The sequence below is a fragment of the Gilliamella sp. B3172 genome, assembly GCF_026536465.1.
GTDB lineage: Bacteria > Pseudomonadota > Gammaproteobacteria > Enterobacterales > Orbaceae > Gilliamella.
Genome location: NZ_JAFNOA010000005.1, coordinates 90407 through 112615 on the forward strand (window position 1 = coordinate 90407; position 22209 = coordinate 112615).

General features: G+C 34.5%; 30 protein-coding genes and 1 pseudogene. 18 read left to right on the top strand and 13 right to left on the bottom strand.

Going from position 1 to position 22209, the window contains the following annotated elements; genetic code table 11:
• Nucleotides 1-152: 152 nt before the first annotated feature.
• The 3 genes from yidD to J3U37_RS07360 form a co-directional block, all read right to left on the bottom strand.
• Entirely contained in the window at nt 153-356 is a 204-nt protein-coding gene (gene yidD / locus J3U37_RS12080) for a membrane protein insertion efficiency factor YidD (RefSeq protein WP_220217428.1), read from the bottom strand.
• Nucleotides 343-588 carry a DUF4177 domain-containing protein gene (locus tag J3U37_RS07355; protein ID WP_220217427.1) on the bottom strand — a complete coding sequence of 82 codons (246 nt, stop codon included), beginning with the start codon at nt 586-588 and terminating at the stop codon, nt 343-345. Before J3U37_RS07355 ends, yidD begins: the two co-directional genes overlap by 14 nt.
• Before the next feature lie 599 nt (nt 589-1187).
• Nucleotides 1188-1310 (bottom strand): helix-turn-helix domain-containing protein, encoded by a 123-nt coding sequence (locus tag J3U37_RS07360; RefSeq protein ID WP_267374066.1) that lies wholly within the window; start codon nt 1308-1310, stop codon nt 1188-1190.
• Between the two features lie 250 nt (nt 1311-1560).
• Here J3U37_RS07360 and J3U37_RS07365 point away from each other — a divergent pair, with 250 nt between their 5' ends.
• The 14 genes from J3U37_RS07365 (at nt 1561) to J3U37_RS07420 (ending at nt 7873) form a co-directional block, all read left to right on the top strand.
• The gene (locus tag J3U37_RS07365; protein ID WP_267336093.1) at nt 1561-1821 is read left to right on the top strand and encodes a hypothetical protein; all 261 of its coding nucleotides are present in this window, start codon (nt 1561-1563) and stop codon (nt 1819-1821) included.
• Between the two features lie 176 nt (nt 1822-1997).
• Nucleotides 1998-2306, top strand: coding sequence for a DUF1870 family protein (locus J3U37_RS07370; RefSeq protein ID WP_267374068.1), 309 nt, complete (start codon nt 1998-2000; stop codon nt 2304-2306).
• Nucleotides 2307-2835: 529 nt separating this feature from the next.
• Nucleotides 2836-3093, top strand: coding sequence for an endonuclease (locus tag J3U37_RS12155; RefSeq protein WP_416379995.1), 258 nt, complete (start codon nt 2836-2838; stop codon nt 3091-3093).
• Nucleotides 3047-3190 (top strand): endonuclease, encoded by a 144-nt coding sequence (locus J3U37_RS12160; protein WP_416379996.1) that lies wholly within the window; start codon nt 3047-3049, stop codon nt 3188-3190. The genes J3U37_RS12155 and J3U37_RS12160 overlap by 47 nt, the downstream gene beginning before the upstream one ends.
• Before the next feature lie 132 nt (nt 3191-3322).
• Nucleotides 3323-3835, top strand: coding sequence for a Panacea domain-containing protein (locus J3U37_RS07375; RefSeq protein WP_267336091.1), 513 nt, complete (start codon nt 3323-3325; stop codon nt 3833-3835).
• A 2-nt stretch (nt 3836-3837) separates the two neighbouring features.
• Entirely contained in the window at nt 3838-4299 is a 462-nt protein-coding gene (locus J3U37_RS07380) for a hypothetical protein (protein ID WP_267336090.1), read from the top strand.
• Between the two features lie 30 nt (nt 4300-4329).
• Nucleotides 4330-4860, top strand: a complete 531-nt coding sequence (locus J3U37_RS07385) for a hypothetical protein (protein WP_267374070.1) — start codon at nt 4330-4332, stop codon at nt 4858-4860.
• A gap of 11 nt (nt 4861-4871) precedes the next feature.
• On the top strand, nt 4872-5048 hold the full coding sequence (locus tag J3U37_RS07390) for a hypothetical protein (RefSeq protein WP_267329198.1): 177 nt from the start codon (nt 4872-4874) through the stop codon (nt 5046-5048).
• 169 nt (nt 5049-5217) lie between these two features.
• A complete protein-coding gene (locus tag J3U37_RS07395) occupies nt 5218-5676 on the top strand; it encodes a hypothetical protein (RefSeq protein WP_267329197.1) in 459 nt (152 codons plus the stop codon).
• 128 nt (nt 5677-5804) lie between these two features.
• Nucleotides 5805-6281 carry a hypothetical protein gene (locus J3U37_RS07400; protein ID WP_267328849.1) on the top strand — a complete coding sequence of 159 codons (477 nt, stop codon included), beginning with the start codon at nt 5805-5807 and terminating at the stop codon, nt 6279-6281.
• 2 nt (nt 6282-6283) lie between these two features.
• Nucleotides 6284-6796 (top strand): hypothetical protein, encoded by a 513-nt coding sequence (locus J3U37_RS07405; RefSeq protein WP_267374072.1) that lies wholly within the window; start codon nt 6284-6286, stop codon nt 6794-6796.
• Complete coding sequence (locus J3U37_RS07410) at nt 6789-6998, top strand: hypothetical protein (RefSeq protein WP_267328855.1); 210 nt, start codon at nt 6789-6791, stop codon at nt 6996-6998. Before J3U37_RS07405 ends, J3U37_RS07410 begins: the two co-directional genes overlap by 8 nt.
• Before the next feature lie 34 nt (nt 6999-7032).
• Nucleotides 7033-7209 carry a hypothetical protein gene (locus J3U37_RS07415; RefSeq protein ID WP_267374074.1) on the top strand — a complete coding sequence of 59 codons (177 nt, stop codon included), beginning with the start codon at nt 7033-7035 and terminating at the stop codon, nt 7207-7209.
• A 466-nt stretch (nt 7210-7675) separates the two neighbouring features.
• Nucleotides 7676-7873: a hypothetical protein gene (locus J3U37_RS07420; protein WP_220217419.1), complete on the top strand. Its 198-nt coding sequence runs from the start codon at nt 7676-7678 to the stop codon at nt 7871-7873.
• Nucleotides 7874-8062: 189 nt separating this feature from the next.
• On the opposite strand, the gene J3U37_RS07425 is transcribed toward J3U37_RS07420, so the two are convergent.
• Both J3U37_RS07425 and J3U37_RS07430 read right to left on the bottom strand, forming a co-directional pair.
• On the bottom strand, nt 8063-9208 hold the full coding sequence (locus J3U37_RS07425) for a glycerate kinase (RefSeq protein ID WP_267374076.1): 1146 nt from the start codon (nt 9206-9208) through the stop codon (nt 8063-8065).
• A gap of 16 nt (nt 9209-9224) precedes the next feature.
• Complete coding sequence (locus J3U37_RS07430) at nt 9225-10526, bottom strand: GntP family permease (protein WP_267374078.1); 1302 nt, start codon at nt 10524-10526, stop codon at nt 9225-9227.
• Between the two features lie 312 nt (nt 10527-10838).
• On the opposite strand from J3U37_RS07430, the gene yegQ reads away from it, so the two are divergent.
• Nucleotides 10839-12182, top strand: a complete 1344-nt coding sequence (gene yegQ / locus J3U37_RS07435; RefSeq protein ID WP_220217416.1) for a tRNA 5-hydroxyuridine modification protein YegQ — start codon at nt 10839-10841, stop codon at nt 12180-12182.
• A gap of 45 nt (nt 12183-12227) precedes the next feature.
• On the opposite strand, the gene proA is transcribed toward yegQ, so the two are convergent.
• The 8 genes and pseudogenes from proA to gpt all read right to left on the bottom strand — a co-directional run bounded on the left by proA (nt 12228) and on the right by gpt (nt 18382).
• The gene (gene proA / locus J3U37_RS07440; protein ID WP_267374080.1) at nt 12228-13481 is read right to left on the bottom strand and encodes a glutamate-5-semialdehyde dehydrogenase; all 1254 of its coding nucleotides are present in this window, start codon (nt 13479-13481) and stop codon (nt 12228-12230) included.
• A 594-nt stretch (nt 13482-14075) separates the two neighbouring features.
• Nucleotides 14076-14492, bottom strand: a complete 417-nt coding sequence (locus J3U37_RS07445; protein ID WP_267374082.1) for a hypothetical protein — start codon at nt 14490-14492, stop codon at nt 14076-14078.
• A gap of 50 nt (nt 14493-14542) precedes the next feature.
• Entirely contained in the window at nt 14543-14812 is a 270-nt protein-coding gene (locus J3U37_RS07450) for a hypothetical protein (protein WP_220217413.1), read from the bottom strand.
• Between the two features lie 13 nt (nt 14813-14825).
• Nucleotides 14826-14953, bottom strand: a pseudogene (locus J3U37_RS12165) (glutamate 5-kinase); the annotation flags it as partial.
• 172 nt (nt 14954-15125) lie between these two features.
• Nucleotides 15126-15416: a hypothetical protein gene (locus tag J3U37_RS07455; protein ID WP_267374084.1), complete on the bottom strand. Its 291-nt coding sequence runs from the start codon at nt 15414-15416 to the stop codon at nt 15126-15128.
• 13 nt (nt 15417-15429) lie between these two features.
• Nucleotides 15430-16539: a glutamate 5-kinase gene (gene proB / locus J3U37_RS07460; RefSeq protein WP_267336074.1), complete on the bottom strand. Its 1110-nt coding sequence runs from the start codon at nt 16537-16539 to the stop codon at nt 15430-15432.
• A 26-nt stretch (nt 16540-16565) separates the two neighbouring features.
• Nucleotides 16566-17825 carry an esterase FrsA gene (frsA, locus tag J3U37_RS07465; RefSeq protein WP_267374086.1) on the bottom strand — a complete coding sequence of 420 codons (1260 nt, stop codon included), beginning with the start codon at nt 17823-17825 and terminating at the stop codon, nt 16566-16568.
• Nucleotides 17826-17848: 23 nt separating this feature from the next.
• On the bottom strand, nt 17849-18382 hold the full coding sequence (gpt, locus tag J3U37_RS07470) for a xanthine phosphoribosyltransferase (RefSeq protein ID WP_220217409.1): 534 nt from the start codon (nt 18380-18382) through the stop codon (nt 17849-17851).
• Nucleotides 18383-18532: 150 nt separating this feature from the next.
• Here gpt and J3U37_RS07475 point away from each other — a divergent pair, with 150 nt between their 5' ends.
• The 3 genes from J3U37_RS07475 to argB all read left to right on the top strand — a co-directional run bounded on the left by J3U37_RS07475 (nt 18533) and on the right by argB (nt 22119).
• Nucleotides 18533-19999 (top strand): aminoacyl-histidine dipeptidase, encoded by a 1467-nt coding sequence (locus J3U37_RS07475; protein ID WP_267374088.1) that lies wholly within the window; start codon nt 18533-18535, stop codon nt 19997-19999.
• Between the two features lie 257 nt (nt 20000-20256).
• Entirely contained in the window at nt 20257-21267 is a 1011-nt protein-coding gene (gene argC, locus J3U37_RS07480; RefSeq protein WP_267374090.1) for an N-acetyl-gamma-glutamyl-phosphate reductase, read from the top strand.
• Nucleotides 21268-21339: 72 nt separating this feature from the next.
• Entirely contained in the window at nt 21340-22119 is a 780-nt protein-coding gene (gene argB / locus J3U37_RS07485; RefSeq protein ID WP_267374092.1) for an acetylglutamate kinase, read from the top strand.
• Nucleotides 22120-22209 lie beyond the last annotated feature (90 nt).

The following is a 22209-nucleotide window of genomic DNA, read 5'->3' on the forward strand; positions in this document are numbered from 1 at the left end:
GTTACCAGACAAAACCCTAGTTCCATTCGTTAAAACATAACATGGTATTATTGTTTCACCCAAAACAATTTCACGTTCATGGATTATATTTCTTTTTTCCTTTAAACTATTCCTTCTGCTCTTTTTATTTAAAAAAACCGCCGAAGCGGTTGTTACGGATAATCTTTGCCGCCATTTGGTGGTTTACATCTCATTAATCTACCTAATGTCATTTTCCACCCTTTTAATACGCCATATTTTTCAATTGCTAATAAGGCATATTCTGAGCAAGACGGTTCGAATCTACATGCTGAGCGAATGCGATTGGGGGCTATCGCTCTATATAGATATATTAATTTAAAACTAAGCCACTTCACGTCTAAAGATAATCACATAATAAATAGAATATTCTTCTTTCTTTCCTAAAAGAGCAGCAAGACACCCTGGAGATGTTCTTACTCCAACGCTCTCAACGCTTACAAATTCCCAATTATCGTTGGCTTTGTTATTTATTATTTCACGCAAATAAGCTCCAGCTTCATTGCCTTTATCCTTTTTTCCTACATTAATATTTGGTGGGATTTGAACTGTTTCATAAATATAACTCACTGTTTTCTCCTTAAATTATTATTTAATATATATCTAATCATGATTATAGTTTTGTTAAACAAAAACAATCGAAGTGGTTAGCCGTGTTTTCTCAATAATATTGATTGACTTAGCATTACTTTACCATTTATATAAAGTTGGTCAATTCATCTTCGCTTATATCCCATTCTTTGTATTTTTTATTATTTGTAATCGCTTAACATACAAAATTTTACAAAATGTAGATACATATATTCCATCTTCGTTAAATTCTTTTTTTGGAACATCTATATAGATCGAGTCGCCACTTAAAACGTGCCTTGCATTGAATCGCCCGATATATTTATAACTTTTAAATTTTCAGTATTCACTCCATTAAATAGGTCTTTTGCTTGCTCTGAATCATATTATATTAATTTAATCACTTCCTTTATATCCGAATTTAGGTAGGCCGCTCCTACGCTAGCTTTAATATCTAAACCCTCAATTTGAAAATTATTTTTATTGAGTTTGTTTTGCATATTATTTTCTGATGCTGAGCCATCAGCATTTATGATTAATTCCCTGATTCCAACTGCATTAAGCATTGAGGCGATAATATCAGTGTCCGGCTTTCTTCCTCAGGTTCCGGATAGCCAATGCGCAATACTTCCTTGAGATACACTCAATTTTTCGGCAAGGCTTTCTTGTGTTTCGCCAATATCTTGCATTCTTTTTTTAATTATATTTTTACAAGTATTCATAAGCTCCTCCAGCTTTAATTATTACGGAATGTATTAAATTAACAACCAACAAAATGTAATTATCACTGAAATAATAAATTACATAATGTAATACTTATGCTCATAACAATAATTAAGGTATCTGTTATGGACAAAACTTGAAATATTATGATTAAACATATCTTATTCAAAAGATTTTTATGAAGTTTTAATTTTATTTTATTTCGGTGAAAAACAAATTATCACAGACTATGTTGTAACTGATAGAAGCATGCGCAAGGAAATGGCGCGGTTTGCACAATGTGCTCACGGAGCGCCAATAAAAAGAGTATCAAGAGGGATTAGAGTTGATAATATTTATATTGTAAAACCTTTATCTCTAACAGCGATTGCAAAAAAGTTAGAAATAACTTGGGATTTTGCAAATCAGTGCATAAAAAGCGGTGAAGACTTTTTAAGAGGCTATTTTGCGTCACTAAAAATAAATTCTGGGACTGAGCTAGAAATAGTTAAAGATAGAATTATTTTATAGCGGAAAATGAGAAAATAATAGTTGACACGGTCGCATTTACGACCTATGGTGTATACCTAGATTAGGACTGGTTCGAATCAATCTCTGGAAAGATGACTACATTAAACAAAATTATTTAGTCGAAGATTACAAAGGGATGGATGCCGATTCTCTAAGTAATGAAATGGAGAGAGTTTATGACTAATACCGAGTTAAAGGCGCTTCGGCGTTTTTTTTTCTTAGATGTGGCGGAGGCTGCTCAATTTATTGGAGACTGCCATATTCGTACTTGGCAAAGGTGGGAACAGGGAACAAGAAGTATTCCTGAAGATGTAATTGAAATGATAAATCTTCTTAAAGAAGATCGTCAAGAGATATTGGCTATGATGCAAAACAAAGGAACATATGAAAGCGCAAAAAATAATAATTTACTCTATTCTCGATTAATTGAATCTGTTCAAGCTGAACTTTTAGCTAAAAACTTGAAACCTTTTGATAAAAATTAGGTTCTACCAAAAGAATACAATCAGTTAGGAGACGCCGTATTAAATATTAACACCTAAAATCCCCCACTTTTTGATAACAATAATAAAAAATTATCAAAAGAATAAAAAACACTTGATTTCTGCTGAATGAAGTGGTATAAAGTTTTCAGAATGGTATTTTAGTATGTGAAGCTCGCTAACGCGGGCTTTATTTTTTGTTGCTTTAAATGGATTTATGAAAAAGTTTCTTGTTGCTCAGCTATTTATCCCTCTATTTTCTCACTCTGCGCAAAATTTCAATAGAGCAAAAACAAAACTAATTCAGTTATATAAATCAAACCCAGAACAACCAACTTTTTTTGCGGCTGTGAGCTTTCATGGACAGGCAAGAAAGGTATCGTCGATTTCACTAAATGCGAATATGAGCCAAGGAAGAATTTCAATAGAGCATCTCGTATCGAGGGGAAGCACATAATGCCGGCCAGAAAATTCTGGCTGGCATCTACGATGCTGGCAAAACGACTGTAAAAAAGATGTGACCTTCAATGAAATGGAAGGCGACTTGCACAACTTACAACCGTCAATCGGTAAAGTGAATGGCGTCCGTTCTAATTTCAGATATTCACAGTTTACTAGTGAGTTCACGCAGTGCGGACAATGCAAAAGCGCCGTAGATTTTCAAACCCGAAAATTTCAGCCTCATGACGAAATTTGTGGTGTTATAGCTCGCACATATTTCTACATGTCAGATAAAATACAATATCAATTTCTTTGTTTCAGAACACAAACTGATGACCGCATGGAATAAAAAGTATCCGCCGAGTAATTGGGAATGTGAGCGCAACAAACTGATAGAAAAAATTCAGGATAATAATAAATTCGTTACTATGCAGTCTGAAAAATAGATTAAGCTAATTTAGTTTATTGCGCTTTGTTTACTAAAAGGTAAACAAATTGTTGTATTGATTCTTTAAGTTGAATATAATTTTGTTAGGTTAATAACTTGAGTTATTAATCATATTCTGAGGTGAAATTATATGATTACTGATAGATTTAATTATTCTAAAGCGTTAGAAGTATTGTTGTATGTGTCTTCTAAGGTTGAGTATATGTATCATACAGGTAAAATTATTTATTTTGCGAACAGATATCATCTCGAAAAGTATGGTCGCTTTGTTATTGATGATCGTGTTATTGCCATGAAAAACGGTCCAGTTTTATCTAATATATATGACATGATTAAGAGTGCTAGAGGTGATAACCGTAATTATCCTGAAGTTAAGAAACATCTGACTTATTTTTCAAATAAAAAGAGCTTGCATAAGCTAGTCCCAAAAAGAGCAGCTAATATGGACTACCTCAGTGAGAGTGATATTGAGTGCTTAAATGAGGCAATAGAAAAAATCAAAGGGATGAGCTTTAATGAATTAGAAAGCTTTAGTCATGATGATTTATATTATACTGCCGATCAAAATAATGAGATTTCAATTGATGAGATAATTAATCATTCTACTCATTCTGATACATTACGAGAGTATTTGGCTGGATAAGAATGGTTTTATTAGGTAGCAATTTCCCCAAAGAGTTTAGGAAAAAACAATTTAAAGCAGGAGCTGTGATTTTTACTCATTGCCATTTTACCACGCCACCTAAAAACAAATATCATGTTATCTGTTGCTGTGAACCTCTTTTAGTTTTATTGATAAATTCAAATATCCCTGATTTCATACGTTCGAAAGAAGAGTTAAATAAATGCCAAGTAGAATTAGATAAGAAAAGTCATCCATTTTTAAATTGGGATTCATATTTAAATTGTATAGATGCGCATAATGCATATGACATATCTTTTTTTAATTGTGAATTTGATAACAACTTTGATCAGTTTTATAGAGGTGATTTGTCAATAAATTGTATCAGAGATGTTCTGCGAGCGGTAAATGATTCTCCAGTTATGATCCCATTATATAAAAAATTAATCACAAGAGAATTAAATAAATTATTAATTGACAATTAACTGTAAATAATAAAAACAAACCGCTTAAAAATGGCGCTTGTTCAAGAGTTTGAAAATCAGAAGTTGTTGACTGAAGAAAATGCTATTGCATTACGTGAAGCAGCTAATCATCAGTTCGAGCAAAATCGTATTGACGCCCAATGGGAAATATGGCGCAATCAAAGTGACGCTAACGAGTTTCTTGCTTTTTCACTCGAAGGACAGGCAAGCAGTGTAACAAGTACGATATCTGGTCTTATGTCTGGCACGATGAACGCTACACAGGCAATGCAAAAATTTGCTAACGTGGTTTTAAACGAAGCTATCGGGTCACTTGTTCAAATGGGTATGCAATACGTTAAAAACGCTATTGTAGCTAAAACAATATCAGCAGCAACTACAGCTACACAAACAGCAGAGGCAATTGCATTAGTAGCAGCGTACAAATCTGCAGTCATGCTTGCGTCAATTGCATCATATGGCTCGGCAGCAACGACAGGCGCAACAGTATACGGTACAGCATTAGGTATAATGTCTGTGCAATGTCCATTGCTGGAGCGCGTAAAAACGGCGGTCCAGTAGATGTAAATTCAATGTACCGAGTTGGTGAAGGTGGCAAACAGTATTTAATACCAGGCGAAAACGGACGAGTATTAAGCAATCGACAAATCATTTCCAATCAAGGTCAAAACATACAATGGAATTTTATTGTAGAAAATCATGTAAGTGGTGTTGAAGTTAGTAAGCCATCAATTGATTATGAAAATTAAATTATCAGAACCGCAGTAACACAAGCAAAACGAGAGATCGTTAATGATATTAAAGAGCATACAGGCGTAGTTTGGCAAGCCATATCGAGCACAACAAATGTCCAATCTAAATTATAATTGATATTAAATAATAAATTTCATACCATTACCTAAAATTTAAGGAGATGATATGAAAAAAATTTCATTGCTTGGATTAATCGGGTTTGTTTTAACTGGCTGTGGAGATGATAAGGTTACTAAAGAGTATCTTGTTGGTAAATGGAAGTGTGATCTTACAAGTTATAGGATAAAATTTCAGAATGAAAAATTTGTCGACTATGTAAAAGACGGCCTTAATGTTTCACTTACTGAAGAATATAAAATTGAAAATGAGAAATTATATATATTTGATGAGGAAAATAATAACTGGATAGAAAGTGATGTAATTGATGAATATTCAGGGAAACTTAAATCACATGAACAAGAAGATGTTAATCACAGCTTTACACACACAATCAAAAAAGAATCACAAAATAAATTTACTAAAACAGAAGAACATATAGCAACCCATAAAGATAATGAATTGAACCAAGATAATAAAAAAAATTACAAGATAAATGCAGTAGCAACTTGCAATAGAATAGAATAATTGACTGCCCAAAAAAAGTTTACCGCCGAGTAGGTGGGTTAGAAAAGTTATTAGAAATAATTAGTTAATTACAATTTATATCAACCCGCTTCGGCGGGTTTTTTATTATCTAAAAAACAGGAGTGATAATGAATGATTATCCATTAGAGCAAAAAACAGTGCAGCTAAGCACTTATTCAAGACAACAAAAGGCTCAGTTTTCAACAATAGAAACACGAAGCGGTAAACTCTATTTTAAACGTATAGCGCAAGAACAGCCGATTTTAAGAGATATTAGTTTTGTTTTATTGGATTATGAAGCACAAATTTTTTTACATTGGTTTAATAACGTTTTAAAAAAAGGGTTTTTACCATTTGATATAAAATTGGCGACGGAATGGGATTCGTCACAAACATTAAATTGTCGTTTTTTACCCGATTCACTATTGAACACAACAAGAAATAATCATCTTCAATGGAGCTACAGTGCAAAGATATTAATTAATAATTACGCACCACCAGATTATATACCTCTCGATATTATCAATCATCAAGCTTATTACTCAAATAAAGCACGTAGTCAGTTTGATCAGATTATTAATGTCAATATGAAAAATATAGGTTAGACATGACTATATCACAAGAACAACGTGAATTTTTCACACAGAAGAACCCTGCTGAAGAATACGACACTATAACTTTTCATCACCCGGAGTTTAAAGCACCATTGAGATTGATCTTGAATCAATTTAAGCCTTTAACGTTTGCCGGTAATGAATTTATACTTGTCGCAGCAAAAATCAATTTGCCAGATCAGGGTTCTGAGTTAACTCCAAAATTAAATTTACATTTTTCACGCATTCATATTGGTGATGAAATCAAAAAAATTGTGAATTCGATATCCCCCTTTGGCTGGCAAGAGCCTATATCTATGATTTATGAACAATATAACGAGCTATCAATGAATAAGCCAACACAACGCTACTCACTTTATATATCGGAAGAGGGCATAAGATTTAACCGCACCGCCGGTGAAATTACAGCAACGGATGATAATTCAATGGTGCTGGCAAAACCTACGCATACAGAGAGCAAACCAATTTATACGCTTGAAGAATACAGAGGACTGGCTTATGCATAAAAACACGGCAGTTAATGAATTTATTAACAAGGTGATTGGTACAAAATGGGTAGATAGAGCATGTACTTTTAATGAAATGGATTGTTGGGGGGCTGGTGGTTCTTTATTATCGACATGTTTTAAGAATCCAACTAAAAACAATTACAGGTTATCAATCATAGAAAACGACAATTCAAAATTAAGCCATCCCAGAATCACTTAGAAACTGGAAACCATGTGAAAAGAGTAACAATGCAGTGTTTCTTGTTTATGTTGGTGATCTTCCGTCTCATGTGGGTGTTGTGATAGATAACCATATGTTGCACGCTAAAGGAAATGAAATTCAAGGCGGACAAGTTCAATATAACAAGCTGGAAGCAATAGAAAAAGCCTATACAAAAGTGGAGTACTACCAATATGCTGATATATCATAAAGACCCTAACGGACTGACCGAAAAAGAAATATATCAACTCGACACCTCTCTTTCACTTCTCAAAATATTCGTAATAAATTTCCAAACGGTTTTGACAACACTGTAACAGACATATATGTCAATAATGAGAAAATAAATCCTCTAGAATATGATTTATCAAGAAATGCGAGTATTTTTGATAAAGTTGTCATTGTTAATCGTCAGCAAGCGTCGGTCGTTGTTAGCATAATTGTTGCTGTAGTCGCCGCTGTTGTTGCATATGTATTAACACCAACACCAAAAACCCCAAATGCTATTGGGGAGCAGAAAGACAGTATTAATTTTTAACACAATTAATACAGAGAATTAATTTAGAATATATCGTTAGAATTAATTTCCTAGATGTCATTGATCAACAAATTCAGGCGTGGTACAAATATTAATCTATTATTCTAATGCTAACTTAAACTAATTATATAACCCGAATATGAGCTATTTTAACTATCATGCAAAAGCAAAAAAATTAATCAATGAAGGCTTTTTGGTGCGCTATGAATTTGTTGATAATTGGAATGGTATTAAACCAGCTTTAGTGTTGTATTTCGAAAATGCTAAACCTATGCCAATTCGAGAATACCGTTGGAATGAATATCTACCATTAATTTATAAGGATGATTCGTTATAGCGTTTAATAATCAAACGTGTTTTAATTGATTATTGCTTTTTTTGCTTAATCTATCATTTGTCATCAATTAAATAATGTTTTTAGTTTTATTAATTATTTTAAAAATAAAAAATCTTTCGTTTGTCCTTATCTAATGGGTAATAGTACGATGTTGCGTATTATTACCCATGAAGACTAATCGCTTTAGTTTTATGTTTGGCTAATTTTGATTAAACGAGCAATATTTTCACTTGTTTGCTCAATATTTTTAAAGCCGTTTAATAAGAGTTCTTCAATTGGTGATGCGGAAGGAATAATACCGAAAATTGCATCAATTCCATTTGGATAGAGCTCTTCAATATTTTTCCCGATAGTCCCCGCTAGTGCAATTACCGGCACATTTTGCGCTTTAGCAACTTGCGCAACACCATAAGGTGTTTTACCAAATTTAGTTTGATAATCAATGCCGCCTTCTCCTGTAAAACAAAAATCAGCACCTTTTAATTTTTGGCGTAGTTCACTGTAATGGATAACAATGTCGATTCCTTTTTGCATTTTACTGTTTGTAAATGCCATTAAACCTGCACCAAGCCCGCCGGCAGCACCTGCACCGGGAATGGTTGCTACATCTTTACCTAGCTGTGATTTAATGATTGAAGCATAATGTTGTAAATTCTGATCTAATTGTTTAACCATTTCAGCCGTCGCCCCTTTTTGTGGACCAAATACGCAAGATGCGCCTTTTTCGCCACATAATGGGTTGCTTACATCGCTGGCAACAATGATTTCGATATTGCGTAAAAGTGGGTTAACTTCCATTATGTCTATTTTGGCTAATTTACCCAATGCACCACCACCTTTAGGCAGTTCTTTACCTTCATTATCATAAAATTTTATACCCAATGCTTGAGCCATTCCTGCTCCACCGTCATTAGTCGCACTTCCACCGATACCCAGTATAATTTTTTTAATACCATGTTTTAGGCATTCAATGATTAATTCTCCGGTGCCGAAGGTTGTAGTAATGAGTGGATTGCGTTTTGTTTTTGGTACAAGATGAATCCCACTAGCGCTTGCCATTTCAATGACGGCGGTAGTTTTATCTCCTAAAATTCCATAATGAGCTGTGATTTTATCACCTAGGGGACTGGTGACTTGGCAAGCGTGTAATGTTCCATTTGTGGCATCAACTAAAGATTGAGTGGTTCCTTCACCACCATCAGCCATGGGAACATGGATAAATTTTGCATCAGGGAACACTTTTTTTAATCCGGACTCCATTGCCTGGCAAACCGCTTTAGCGGTCAAACACTCTTTAAAAGAATCGGGTGCAAGTACAAATGTTTTGTGTTTCATAATATTATTCCTGATATTAATAAATAAATGCGTAGAAAATTGTTGCAACTAATGTCATTGTTCCACCAACAAGCGCCTCATAGGGAATCAGCTTCATCCGTTGTTTTATTGACATGTTCATGCTATTGGCTGTGACATGGAAATAGTTGCCCTGTGGTAAGGAGTCAATAACTGTAGCGCCTGTGTGCATCATCACGGCAGCACTAATTGTTGGAACGCCCATATCCATAATGGTTGTGCCAAAAGCGCCGGTTGCAATAATGACGCCTGTTGATGTCGAAGCTGTTGCGGCTGCCATTAAAATTCCCGAAATGGGGGATAAATAGTAACCTGAAATACCCATTGATTCGATCATTGCTATAACTTGACTGGCTAAATTTGATGATGCGATTAATCCAGCGATTGCACCTGCACCAATTAAAATTAGTACGGTTGGTGTCATTTTTTCAATTCCAGATTTGGTAAATAAAATAATTTTGCTCTGTTGTCCCATTGCTAGCATGCCAATCATTCCAGCGAGTGGCAATATAAATAATGCGTCTATTTTTAAATTGGCAAGGAATTGAATATGTAAAATATTACCGATAGGGTTAAGCATTAATAATAAAATTGCCGTGGCCGGTGCCACAATCGCTTTCGCTAATGATGGGGTATCTAATTTATCTTGCTCTTGATTTTTTAATGCCATGACTTCTTGATTTGTAATTGTGTCACTTTTATTTTTAATCAAAGAAGCGATCAGTACTGTTGCTAATAGTCCAAATAGTGCCGGTAAAAAGCCTGCAATCATGACATCGCTTAAGCTTAAATTAAATCCATTAGCAACAGCAATGGTATTGGGATTGGGTGAAATAATGTTTCCTGCTTTTCCGCCACCGGATAAGGCTAATAACAGCGCTAAACGAGATATCTTCATTTTATTGCCAACAGATAGCGCAATTGGTGCAACAATTAAAACGGCAACCGGTATAAACACCCCTGAAGCTGTAATAATGCCAGTGGCTAAGGCTAAAGCTAGCAGAGCTTTTTTTTCACCTAATTTTTTTACAACAGCTTGTGCTATTGTTTCAGCGGCACCGGATTCCATCATCACGCCAGCAAGGATGCCGGCAGCTAGTACCCGTATCACTGTGCCCATGATGCTTTGTGTTCCGTTAGTTAAAATTGCAACAGTTTGAATTAAATTCGCCCCGCCAATAAATGCTCCAATGATAGCGCCAAAGAATAATGAGTAGACTGGATTTATGCCCCTTAAAATTAACAATATAGCCAGGAATAATCCAATCAGCGCACCATACCAGTTAATCAGTTCTGACATTTGTTTTCTCCTCAACAATATAATTACAATAAATTTTGTGTATAAAATAGTTGATGCTTGGATTTGTTATTAACTTTATGCGTTTAGTTAAAATACATAAAAAATTTTTGATACAACTGAATATTGTGAATTGATGTGAGTATTGTCATACTTTAATGTAAAAATCATTTTCTTTACATCCAACATTTGTGATGTTTTTGGCATTTTTAAATATATTTGCCAAGCACAATGCTAAAGCGTAAAATGCCCAACTTATTTTGCTTAACCTATTACGAATAAGTAATACTGACTTGAAATCAGAGGCATTTTTTAATGACAAACTTGTATACAAAACCAGAGTTACTTTCTCCTGCTGGTTCTCTTAAAAATATGCGTTATGCTTTTGCATATGGCGCTGATGCTGTTTATGCAGGGCAACCACGTTATAGTCTACGTGTTCGCAATAACGAATTTAATCATGAAAATCTCGCTATCGGGATTAATGAGGCGCATGCTCAAGGTAAAAAGTTTTATGTTGTAGTAAACATTGCGCCGCATAACTCAAAGCTTAAAACGTTTATCCGTGATTTAGAACCGATTGTCAATATGAAACCGGACGCTTTTATTATGTCAGATCCTGGTTTAATTATGCTAGTTCGGGAACATTTTCCTGAAATGGAAATTCATTTATCGGTACAATCCAATGCAGTAAATTGGGCGACAGTTAAATTTTGGCACAAAATGGGTTTAACCCGAGTGGTGTTATCCCGTGAGTTATCGCTTGATGAGATTGCTGAGATACGAGAAAAAGTTCCGGAAATGGAATTAGAAGTGTTTATTCATGGTGCGCTTTGCATGGCTTATTCTGGCCGTTGTTTATTATCGGGTTATATTAACAAACGTGATTCAAACCAAGGTACATGTACTAACGCTTGTCGCTGGGAGTATAAAGTTGCTGAAGGTAAAGAAGATGAAGTAGGGCAGATTGTCCATAAATGTGAACCTATACCGGTACAACAAGTTGAACCCACTTTAGGCATTGGTCCAACAACTGATAAAGTATTTATGCTCGAAGAATCTGGTCGACCGGGTGAATATATGCAAGCTTTTGAAGATGAGCATGGTACTTATATCATGAATTCTAAAGATTTAAGAGCTGTTGAATTAGTGGAAGATTTAACAAAAATCGGTGTTCATTCTTTGAAAATTGAAGGTAGGACTAAATCTTACTATTATTGTGCCAGAACAGCACAAGTTTATCGACAAGCAATTGATGCGGCAAGCGAAGGCAAACCTTTTGATCCGCATTTGTTAGCTGAACTTGATTCATTGGCTCATCGAGGATATACCGAAGGCTTTTTGCGTCGTCATAAGCATGAAGATATGCAAAATTATGTGCATAGCCATTCGGTTTCAGAACGACAACAGTTTGTTGGTGAGTTTAGCGGTGAGCGTTTAAATGGGTTAGCTGAAATTATTGTTAAAAATAAGTTTTCAGTGGGTGATAGTGTTGAAATGATGACGCCAAAAGGCAATATAACCTTTGTTATTGAACGAATGGAGAACAAAAAAGGTCAACCGGTGCCTGCCGGATTAGGTGACGGTCATATTGTTTACATCCCAATTCCTGAAGATATCGATTTAAATTATGCATTGTTGATGCGTAATTTTGACTAGATCAAGCCAAATAGCTGTTCGGCTTTGCCGAACAGTGTGCTAGATTCATTCTCGTATTAAATCATCACCAAAACCTATCCATTTATAGGTTGTTAATGCTTCAAGTCCCATTGGACCTCTGGCATGCAATTTTTGAGTACTAACCGCAACTTCGGCTCCTAACCCAAATTGTCCACCGTCAGTAAAACGTGTAGAGGCATTGACATAGACGGCTGCGGCATCAACTTGGTTAACAAATTGCTCAACTTTGGCTAAGTTACGGGTCAAAATAGATTCTGAATGGCCACTACCATATTCTCTGATATGTTTTATTGCACAGTCAATTGAGTTTACCAACACCACATTGAGATCTTTTGAGAGCCATTCTTGGCGTAATTGTTCGTCACTGACCAGTTCGACTGTCGCTTCACCCGATTTTAATTGTTCATAAGCTTTTTTATCAGCATGTAAATTTACCTGATTATCAGCCATTGTTTGACTTAATTTAACTAAAAATTCCGGCGCAATGTTTTGATGAACTAACAGTGTTTCAACGGTATTACAAGTACTTGGGCGCTGAGTTTTAGCATTGACAATTATCGGTAGTGCTTTTTCTATATCGGCACTTTCATCAACAAAAATATGGCAGACACCAATCCCACCGGTGATCACCGGAATTGTGGATTGCTCTCGACATAATTGATGTAATGCTGCTCCACCTCTTGGAATAATCATATCGACATATTTATCTAGTTTGAGTAACTCAGTGATATATTTACGATCAGGATTATCGATTGATTGAATGGCAGATTCAGGTAAGCCTGCTTGATTTAATGCTTGTTGAATAATCGATATGATAGCCGCATTAGTATTAACCGTTTCTTTTCCACCACGAAGTATCGCTGCATTACCTGTTTTTAAACAGAGAGCCGCAATATCTATAGTAACATTAGGGCGAGCTTCATAAATTACACCAATCACCCCTAGCGGCACTCTGTGGCGTTGTAACTTTAAACCGCTTTCTAACGTTGAGCCATCAATAATTTGCCCAATAGGATCGGTTAAGGCGACAACTTTGCGAACATCATTGGCAATAGAGGATAGTCGCTCTGGAGTTAATAATAAACGATCAAGTATTGCCTCACTTAATCCTTGATTTTTTGCTATAGCAATATCTTTTTGATTAGCCTCTAAAATACTTTGAAAGCTTTGCTCCAATAAATCAGCAATACTAATTAAAGCCTGATTTTTGATTTTAGTTGGGCACTGTGCTAATTGATATGAGGCTTGTTTTGCTAACTTTCCAATTTGGTTTATCATTACTTAACCTTAATAGATTTTACTCTCAACTGTGTTTGACAGAATACAGATTCTCTAACAAATAATTTATCTAATGATATTATACAGGTTATCCCACTCTAATCTTTATTTATAAAACGTATATAATAATTAATAGATTTAAAAAGGTAAGCGCTGTCACTTTAAACAAATTTTGCTAATAGGAATCAATTTATTCCAACAATAATGTATTTTAAAGGTGATTGTCAATTATGAAGCTTAAAAGCAAGCTGAGAGAAGAAGGTATTTGATGTAAAAAAAAAGCCAATATAGCAAGTAAAAAAATTTATCTGTTATAAAGGCTGTGATATATGTTAATAAAGTACTCAAATTTGATCATCTATCGCCAATTTACACAATAGTTCTCAATACTCATTAGGTAACTTTTTAATTATGTTTTATTGATAAGCTGCAACCATTAGTTAAGTATTTAAATTCATGATCTATATCATTCAATAATAATTAATTTCAATTACAGCATTGGCAATATATTATAAATTTATAAAATAAACTTTTAAATTAATAAAAAAGGTATGGCAAAGATCCCTTTTTTGCATAAAATTATAATTTTATAGTTTATTTTTCTTTATCTTTCAAGATGATATGTAAAGTGCTTAAAAGCTTCTCTTTTTCCGCGAGTTCCATAACTGATAAAGGTATCTTTACAGTGTATTGCTTGTTACTAATTTTATTTATGTAATTGATTATCACTTTATTATTTTTATAACTAACTGATGTGATTTCCTTAAAAAGTATACTTATACTACTTCTTATTGGAGCAGCAGGTCGATAAGTAATAAAATCTTCCCCAATTGAAATATAAACCAATTTGTATTGCCAAAAAGCACGAATAACTAGGATTATGGGCAATCCTAAACTTATCTTTAGCTCATCAGGTAAAGACAAAGCAACAAACAAAGTAACAATACTTAATATAATTAACAGTATGACGTGTCGTCTGGCATGAAAACATTTTCTATTTTGAGAGTCCATTCATGTCCTTAAAATTAATATCCAATTTTCTATAAATTACGTTTTTCTTCTCATATTTTTTCATCAACTTTGTTAATTATTTTTCTTCCACCAAAAACCCCTATTAAACCTAAAGGGATAAAGGGTATACTGCCAATAATAATAAAAATACTCGCTATTTTTTGATGATATCTTGCAAATAAAATACCTAATGTACTAATTAACGCAGATATTATTACATACGGTAATATTATTCGATAACTTGAGTTGTATAGTGAATTCGAGTAAATAATTAATACACCAAACCAGTTGGCTATTACGCCACCTATAGCCAGTTCCATTTTAACCTCCTTATTATTTGATAATCATATCATTCCAATGTACGGCTACAGAGCCATATTCATAGCTAATAATTTGACTAATTTCTTGTGAGTGATGTCCTGATATTTGTTTAGAACATCACTATTATAACGGCTTACACCTCGTTAGATTTGTTTTTCTGACCTGAACTTATATTTAGGTTATTTGGTAAAGACAAAGAAACGAACAAAATAATTATACTTAATAGAATAAACGGTATGACATGTCGTCGAGCATGAAAACATTTTATGTTTTGGAGTCCATTCATAACCTTAAAATTAATATCCTATTTTTCTAAAAATCACGTCTTTCTTCTAATGATTTTTCATTAGCTTTGTTAATTATTTTTCTTCCACCAAAAATCCCTACTAAACCTAAAGGGACAAAGAGTATACTGCCAATAATAATTAAAATACCTGCTAATTTTTTATTATTTCCTGCAAATAAAATACCTAGAGTACTTATTAATGCAGATATTATTGTGTACGGTAATAATATTTGATAACCTAATTCATTTAGTGAATTCAAGTAAACAATTAATACACCAAACCAGTTGGCTATTATACCACCTATAGCTAGTCCCATTTTAACCTCCTTATTATTTGATAATCATATCATTCCGATGTACGGCTACAGAGCCATATTCATAGCCAATAATTTGACTAATTTCTTGTGAGTGATGTCCTGCTATTTGTTTTAGCGCATCACTATTATAACGGCTTACACCTCGTGCGATTTGTTTTCCTGATTTATCACAGATGTTTATTACTTCTCCCCGCGAAAAATCTTTTTCAACCGCTATAATTCCTTTTGGTAATAGCGAACTACCATTATTCAAAATAGCATTTATAGCACCGTCATCAAGCAACACCTTCCCTACATTAGGTGCACCATATAGCCAATGTTTTCGATGCTCTAATGGGGTTTTCTGTGGTAAAAAACGCGTGCCCACCGATTGATTATTGACTGCATCAATAATCACATTTTCTTTATTCCCAGCTGCAATAATTACTTCTATTCCTGCACTACCTGCTACTTCAGCTGCTTGAATTTTTGTGCTCATACCGCCGGTTCCCAGCCCTGAAACACTATCACCAGCTATGTTTCGTAAACTCTCATCAATATGAGAAACTTCTTTTATTAATTGAGCATTGCTATTTGATCTTGGATCGGCAGTATATAATCCTTCAATATCTGTCAGTAATATGAGTTTATCGGCTTCCGCTAAAATTGCCGCTAGTGCTGATAGGTTATCATTATCACCCACTTTAATTTCGGCTGTAGCTACAGCGTCATTTTCATTGATAACAGGTACAATATGATTATCTAGCATCGCTTTTAGTACATCTTGTGCATTTAAAAAGCGTTCACGATCTTCTAAGTCAGCTCGTGTCAGTAACATTTGTCCAATAAAAATTTTATATATTGAAAACAACTGTTCCCAAAGCTGGATAAGTTTACTTTGCCCAACAGAAGCAAGTAATTGTTTTGATGCTACAGTATTTGGAAGGCTAGGGAAGTTTAGATACTCTCGACCAGCAGCAATTGCTCCCGATGTAACTATAATAATTTTGTGACCAATTTGATGTAAATAAGAGCATTGCCGAATCAGTTCAACTATTCGAGCGCGATCTAACTGTTTAGTTCCACCAGTTAAAACACTGGTACCTAACTTAATAACGACAGTTTGCTTTTTTTTATTAGTCATAGCAATAATCTTATTTAAATCATCTATTACAAAATAGATTCCATCCATTTAACTGATTGAGTTAAAGCGTTTTGTAAGCCTTTTTGTAACGGTGTTTTAGGAATAGTCACAATTTTGCTTTGCTTTGAAGATTGGATTAGTTTTGCTTCAGTTAAATTACTCAACTTGTCCTCTTCAAAGATGACATTCATGATTGGCACAGGACAAGAATGAGTTAATAATCCCTGATTTTTTAAAGAAAAGTAATTTAATTCAGCTGCTAACTGCTGATTTGATACTGATGTTAAACCTAAACGACAAGCTAACATATCTTTGTAACAATTTGGTAGATTTTGTTGTAAGGCTTTATCAACAAATATTTGATGCACAAAAGGTGTGAAGTTGAAAAGTCCCTTTATTTTATTTGGTATCAAATAAGCAAGACGTGTTGCAATGTGTGAACCAAAACGGAATCCTGCAACAATTACACGATTGCTATCGACCCAAGGTACTGTCGCTAGTTGTTCAATTATAGCTTGATGAATTTGGCTACTATTTTGAGTTAATACAAAATTTCGACTAAAGCCTACTGTTGGCAAATCTACTGTTAGCATTGCAAAACCTTGTGGAGCTAAGTATTCACTAAAGTAGCGATAATAGTCGATTTGTAAATTACCTAATGCATTACAGACTAACACGACAGGGCATACGCCATCACAGTTTTCGGGTAAATGTAAAAATGTTTTAACACTGCGATTTTCAACTTTAAATTCAATCTGTTTTGTTGTGTAAGGCGAAAACTCAAGTGCCTTTAGATAAGATTGATATGCACAAGTTTGGGCATACATGGCCAGTTCGTCATTTTTAAAATGCGGATAGCTCGCAATACTTGAATATTCACTGGCTATTAAAAAATAATCATGTAATTTTTTTCTATCTTCATCAGTCAGCGTTGCCAGATCGAAACCATCTGCTTTAGCTTGCCATTCGGCTGCTTGGTTTAAAAATTCATAAATCCAATTACCGGGTTGATACCCAATGACTGAATCAAGCCATTTATCATTGGTGTGACGTTTGGTTGAAGCAGCGATCTTTGATAACACGGCTTCAATTTCTAATTTGGGTAAACCACGCCAGAACCATAAAATAGGGTTGATGATTCGGTACCATCTGGAATCAACATCCCCATCAAGCGGACTTATGCTACTACCGTTACTACTATCTAACCGATTGATCAGTGATGATGTTTCAGGATAATCATACTGTGGTTTAAATATTTTTTCAGATAAGTTTTCGGTAGTAGCCATAATAATGATTGATTCCTTGTTGACTATTTATGATCGCTAATTGGTTTTACAAACATAACACCTGTGTCCCAAGGTTGTTCAATCCATGTATCTTGATCAATATCAACAATATAATCATCGACTAATGGTTTGCCGGCTGGTTTGGCAAAAATTGTAACAAAACGTGCTTTAGGGTACATATCACGAATTGTATGTGCGGTGCTACCTGTGTCGACTAAATCATCAACAACAATAAAGCCTTCACCGTCGCCATTAGCTTGTTTAAGAATTAATTTTTCACGTTGATGATCATGGTCATAACTTGAAATACACACAGTATCAACATAACGGATACTTAATTCACGAGCTAAAATTGCTGCTGGAACTAAACCACCGCGGCTAACGGCAATAATGCCTTTCCATTGATTAGCGGGTAATAGACGTTTAGAGAGTTGGCGACCGTAGGCTTGTAGCATTTCCCAAGTGACAGTGAATTTTTCTTTTTCAGCAATAAGCTCTGCTTTGTGCTGTTTTTTTGCTTGAATTTCGTCTTCTGTTAATGTTTGTTCTATTGACATGAGTAACCTGCAATTTTAATCGAATTTACGATTTTAATAAATTAATATTAATGGACTAGAAATAGATGTAAAATTGCACCTTATTATAGAGTGATTAGACAAAAAAAACCACTCATTAATTTATTAGCTATCTAATATTGAGGATAAAATATGCTTTCACACTTAAATCCAAAATTTGTTTGGCAGATCTTTAACGATATTTGTAAAATTCCACACCCTTCTCATTATGAGCAAATGATAACTAAATATATTGTTGATTTTGCCATTTCTCATCATATTGAACATAAGATCGATAAAGCAGGTAATATTTTATTAACTAAATCTGCCACCAAAGGTATGGAAAATTGTCCTTCAATTGCCTTACAAGCTCATATGGATATGGTACCGCAAAAAAATGAAGGAACTAACCATGACTTTTTTACCGATCCTATTAATGCTTACGTTGACGGTGAATGGGTTAAAGCAAAAGGTACAACGTTAGGCGCAGATAATGGTGTCGGGCTAGCCTCTGCATTGGCTGTATTAATCGATCCTGCTGTTGAACATGGGCCAATTGAAGTGTTAGTCACCACATCAGAAGAGACAGGTATGCATGGTGCATTTGGTTTGCAACCTAATTGGTTAAAAAGTCAGTTTTTAATTAATACTGATTCTGAAGATGAAGGCGAAATATTTACCGGTTGTGCTGGTGGTGTTGATTTTACGACCACTTTTGCTGTGACTTATGCCGTAATGCCGGAAAAACATGATTGTTATATGCGCATTTCTCTTAAAGGCCTTAAAGGTGGTCACTCAGGCTGTGATATTCATCTAGGACGCGGAAATGCAATTAAATTAATGGCAAGATTTTTAGCTGAATATGCTCAAGATATTTCGTTTAGGTTAGCTGATATTCAAGGTGGCTCATTACGCAATGCGATTCCAAGAGAAGCATTTGTCGAAATCACACTAAGTAAAGAAGATTTACCTAAACTTAAGTCAATCATTGAACAGTATCAGCAAGTGTTACAAAATGAGTTTGGGCAGGTAGAACCATCATTATCAATTACGTTATCTGATGTTGAATCGGACAAAATTAAACGTATTTTAACTACTGAACATCAAAATAAAATCATTAATTGGTTGAATGCAGCGCCTAATGGCGTGATTCGCATGAGTAATCAAATTCATGGTGTTGTTGAAACTTCATTGAATTTAGGTATTTTAAATATTTTAGATAATCAACTTAATGTTCATTTCTTGATTCGATCTCAGGTTGATAGTAGTAAAGATGCCGTTGTTTCTACATTGGTTTCGCTTAGTCAATTGGTCAATGCTAATTATGAAATTAGTGGTGGTTATTCCGGTTGGGAACCAAATTTGAATTCGAGCCTTTTACAATTGGCTAAAGATAAATATCAAGAAATTTTCTCTCAAAAAGCGAAAATAATGGTTATTCATGCAGGTTTAGAGTGTGGTTTATTTAAAAAATCTTATCCGGATATGGATATGATTTCGATTGGACCAACAATTGTATCGCCTCATTCTCCGGATGAGAAAGTGAATATTCAAAGTGTTTATCGTTATTGGGAGCTACTTATTGCGATATTAAAATCAGCCAGTCTTTTGAGAAAATAACCTTGTACTTCCAACCTGCTGAATTTTCAGCAGGTTGATATCTTTTTAAACTCATAAAAAGATTCCCATAATTAATATCAACGTTATCTGAGTTGCTCATAATAATGTTGCTTATGATAAAAATCGTTTATCAGCCATAACACACCAAAGTGAAAATAAATTCATTAAAAGTGAATAAAAATTCAATTTGTGCTTGTATTTATTTTCTAAATGACCTACTATATCTTAATAATTATTAAAGAAAGATAAGGAATAGTATGTTAAAAGCAATAATTGTTGGAGCGAGTGGTTATGCAGGTGCTAAATTAGCTTATTATTTAAATAAGCACCCAAATGTCGAACTGGTCGCATTGACGGTATCAGAAAATAGTCAAGATGGCGGTAAGCTACTTTCTAATTATGACTTATACCCACAATTAAAAGGTGTCGTTGATTTACCTTTAATTGCCACTAAAGACTACACTTCGCTCATTAAAGATATCGATATTGTTTTTTTAGCAACTGAACATTCAGTTAGTCATGATATCGCGCCTTTTTTCTTATCGCATGGTTGCACTGTTTTTGACTTGTCGGGCGCTTTTCGGGTCAATTCTTCCTCTTTTTATACTGAATTTTATGGCTTTACACATAAACATCAAGAGTGGTTAGAAAAAGCAGTATATGGATTAGCGGAGTGGAATTTCGAAGCAATTAAACAAGCGCAATTGATAGCCGTTCCGGGCTGTTATCCTACCGCCTCACAATTACCTTTAAAGCCTTTACTTGAAGAAGATTTACTCGATAAAACGCAATGGCCAATCATTAATGCCATAAGTGGGGTAAGTGGTGCCGGGCGCAAACCTTCACATAATAATTTGTTTTGCGAAGTGAGTTTGCATGCTTATGGATTATTTACTCATCGTCATCAACCTGAAATTGCTACCCATTTAGGGCAAGACGTTATCTTTACCCCGCATCTTGGTAGTTTTAAACAAGGTATCCATGCAACAATCAATTGTAAAGTAAATGAAGGGGTGACATCTGACGATGTTCTTGGGGCATTAAATAAATATTATGACAATAAACCCCTTATTCGGGTTTATCAAAAAGATTGGCCAGCTTTAAAAGCCGTTGTCGATTTGCCATATTGCGATATTGGATTTGTTTTAAAAGGGCGCCATTTAATTTTAATTTCTGTTGAGGATAATTTGTTAAAAGGGGCTGCTGCACAGGCAGTGCAATGTATGAATATTCGATTCGGGTTTGATGAAACAACATCGCTGTTATAAAGGTAGCTGATAGTAAATGTTAAATTCAAACAAAATGTGATTAACGATAACCCAAACTAATAGGAAATTGAAATGAAACCATTAATTATCAAACTTGGTGGCGTGTTGCTCGATAATCAAGATGCTTTAAGTAAGTTATTTGTTGTTATTGGTGAATATAAAAAGAGTTTTGCACGCCCACTGATTATTGTTCATGGTGGTGGTAGCCTGGTTGATTCTTTAATGGATCGTTTATCGATGCCAGTTGTTCGGCGAAATGGGTTGCGTGTGACACCAGCAGATCAAATCGATGTGATAGTTGGAAGCCTTGCAGGAAGTGCCAATACAAAGCTTCTTTCAGAAGCTAAAAAACAACAAATTCCAAGTGTTGGACTCTGTTTAGCTGACGGTAATAGCGTGAAAGTTAAACAGATTTCAGAAGAGTTAGGTTATGTTGGTCAAGCTGATGCGGGGGATGCGACTTTAGTCAATCTGCTTATTGATCATGGCTATTTACCAATTATGAGTTCTATCGGCATTACCGAAGAAGGAAAAATGATGAATGTTAATGCCGACCATGCAGCTGTTGCTTTAGCAAAAACATTAGATGCAGATTTGATTCTTCTGTCAGATGTTGTAGGTGTATTAGATCAGAATAAAAAACTTATCGAATCATTAACCCAGTCACAAGCGGATCAGTTAATCGCTAGCGGCGTGATTACAGACGGCATGATAGTTAAGGTAAATTCTGCATTTGAAGCCGCTAAATCATTAGGAAGATCAATTGATATAGCAAGTTGGAAAGAAGCTGATAAGCTTGAAGAATTATTTAATGGTAAATCAGGAATAACCGGTACAAGAATTATTGCTTAAATATAAATCAACCAGTATATTAAACTGATAATTTATATTTATAAATTGACACAAAAAATCTTTAACGCATTTAACTATCGAAAGTTAATT

Excerpts from the sequence above, each read along its gene's own strand:
- J3U37_RS07365 (WP_267336093.1), top strand. The coding sequence starts at position 1,561 with ATGCGCAAGGAAATGGCGCGGTTTGCACAATGTGCTCACGGAGCGCCA.
- J3U37_RS07375 (WP_267336091.1), top strand. The coding sequence starts at position 3,323 with ATGATTACTGATAGATTTAATTATTCTAAAGCGTTAGAAGTATTGTTG.
- proB (WP_267336074.1), bottom strand. The coding sequence starts at position 16,539 with ATGACTAATAAAAAAAAGCAAACTGTCGTTATTAAGTTAGGTACCAGT.
- yegQ (WP_220217416.1), top strand. The coding sequence starts at position 10,839 with ATGACAAACTTGTATACAAAACCAGAGTTACTTTCTCCTGCTGGTTCT.
- J3U37_RS07360 (WP_267374066.1), bottom strand. The coding sequence starts at position 1,310 with ATGAATACTTGTAAAAATATAATTAAAAAAAGAATGCAAGATATTGGC.
- J3U37_RS07475 (WP_267374088.1), top strand. The coding sequence starts at position 18,533 with ATGCTTTCACACTTAAATCCAAAATTTGTTTGGCAGATCTTTAACGAT.
- J3U37_RS07405 (WP_267374072.1), top strand. The coding sequence starts at position 6,284 with ATGACTATATCACAAGAACAACGTGAATTTTTCACACAGAAGAACCCT.
- argC (WP_267374090.1), top strand. The coding sequence starts at position 20,257 with ATGTTAAAAGCAATAATTGTTGGAGCGAGTGGTTATGCAGGTGCTAAA.
- proA (WP_267374080.1), bottom strand. The coding sequence starts at position 13,481 with ATGATAAACCAAATTGGAAAGTTAGCAAAACAAGCCTCATATCAATTA.
- J3U37_RS07455 (WP_267374084.1), bottom strand. The coding sequence starts at position 15,416 with ATGGGACTAGCTATAGGTGGTATAATAGCCAACTGGTTTGGTGTATTA.
- frsA (WP_267374086.1), bottom strand. The coding sequence starts at position 17,825 with ATGGCTACTACCGAAAACTTATCTGAAAAAATATTTAAACCACAGTAT.
- J3U37_RS07425 (WP_267374076.1), bottom strand. The coding sequence starts at position 9,208 with ATGAAACACAAAACATTTGTACTTGCACCCGATTCTTTTAAAGAGTGT.
- J3U37_RS07430 (WP_267374078.1), bottom strand. The coding sequence starts at position 10,526 with ATGTCAGAACTGATTAACTGGTATGGTGCGCTGATTGGATTATTCCTG.
- J3U37_RS07370 (WP_267374068.1), top strand. The coding sequence starts at position 1,998 with ATGACTAATACCGAGTTAAAGGCGCTTCGGCGTTTTTTTTTCTTAGAT.
- J3U37_RS07385 (WP_267374070.1), top strand. The coding sequence starts at position 4,330 with ATGGCGCTTGTTCAAGAGTTTGAAAATCAGAAGTTGTTGACTGAAGAA.
- J3U37_RS07380 (WP_267336090.1), top strand. The coding sequence starts at position 3,838 with ATGGTTTTATTAGGTAGCAATTTCCCCAAAGAGTTTAGGAAAAAACAA.
- J3U37_RS07445 (WP_267374082.1), bottom strand. The coding sequence starts at position 14,492 with ATGGACTCTCAAAATAGAAAATGTTTTCATGCCAGACGACACGTCATA.
- argB (WP_267374092.1), top strand. The coding sequence starts at position 21,340 with ATGAAACCATTAATTATCAAACTTGGTGGCGTGTTGCTCGATAATCAA.
- J3U37_RS07420 (WP_220217419.1), top strand. The coding sequence starts at position 7,676 with ATGAGCTATTTTAACTATCATGCAAAAGCAAAAAAATTAATCAATGAA.
- J3U37_RS07410 (WP_267328855.1), top strand. The coding sequence starts at position 6,789 with ATGCATAAAAACACGGCAGTTAATGAATTTATTAACAAGGTGATTGGT.
- gpt (WP_220217409.1), bottom strand. The coding sequence starts at position 18,382 with ATGTCAATAGAACAAACATTAACAGAAGACGAAATTCAAGCAAAAAAA.
- J3U37_RS07390 (WP_267329198.1), top strand. The coding sequence starts at position 4,872 with ATGTACCGAGTTGGTGAAGGTGGCAAACAGTATTTAATACCAGGCGAA.
- J3U37_RS07450 (WP_220217413.1), bottom strand. The coding sequence starts at position 14,812 with ATGGAACTGGCTATAGGTGGCGTAATAGCCAACTGGTTTGGTGTATTA.
- J3U37_RS07395 (WP_267329197.1), top strand. The coding sequence starts at position 5,218 with ATGAAAAAAATTTCATTGCTTGGATTAATCGGGTTTGTTTTAACTGGC.
- J3U37_RS12155 (WP_416379995.1), top strand. The coding sequence starts at position 2,836 with ATGGAAGGCGACTTGCACAACTTACAACCGTCAATCGGTAAAGTGAAT.
- J3U37_RS07400 (WP_267328849.1), top strand. The coding sequence starts at position 5,805 with ATGAATGATTATCCATTAGAGCAAAAAACAGTGCAGCTAAGCACTTAT.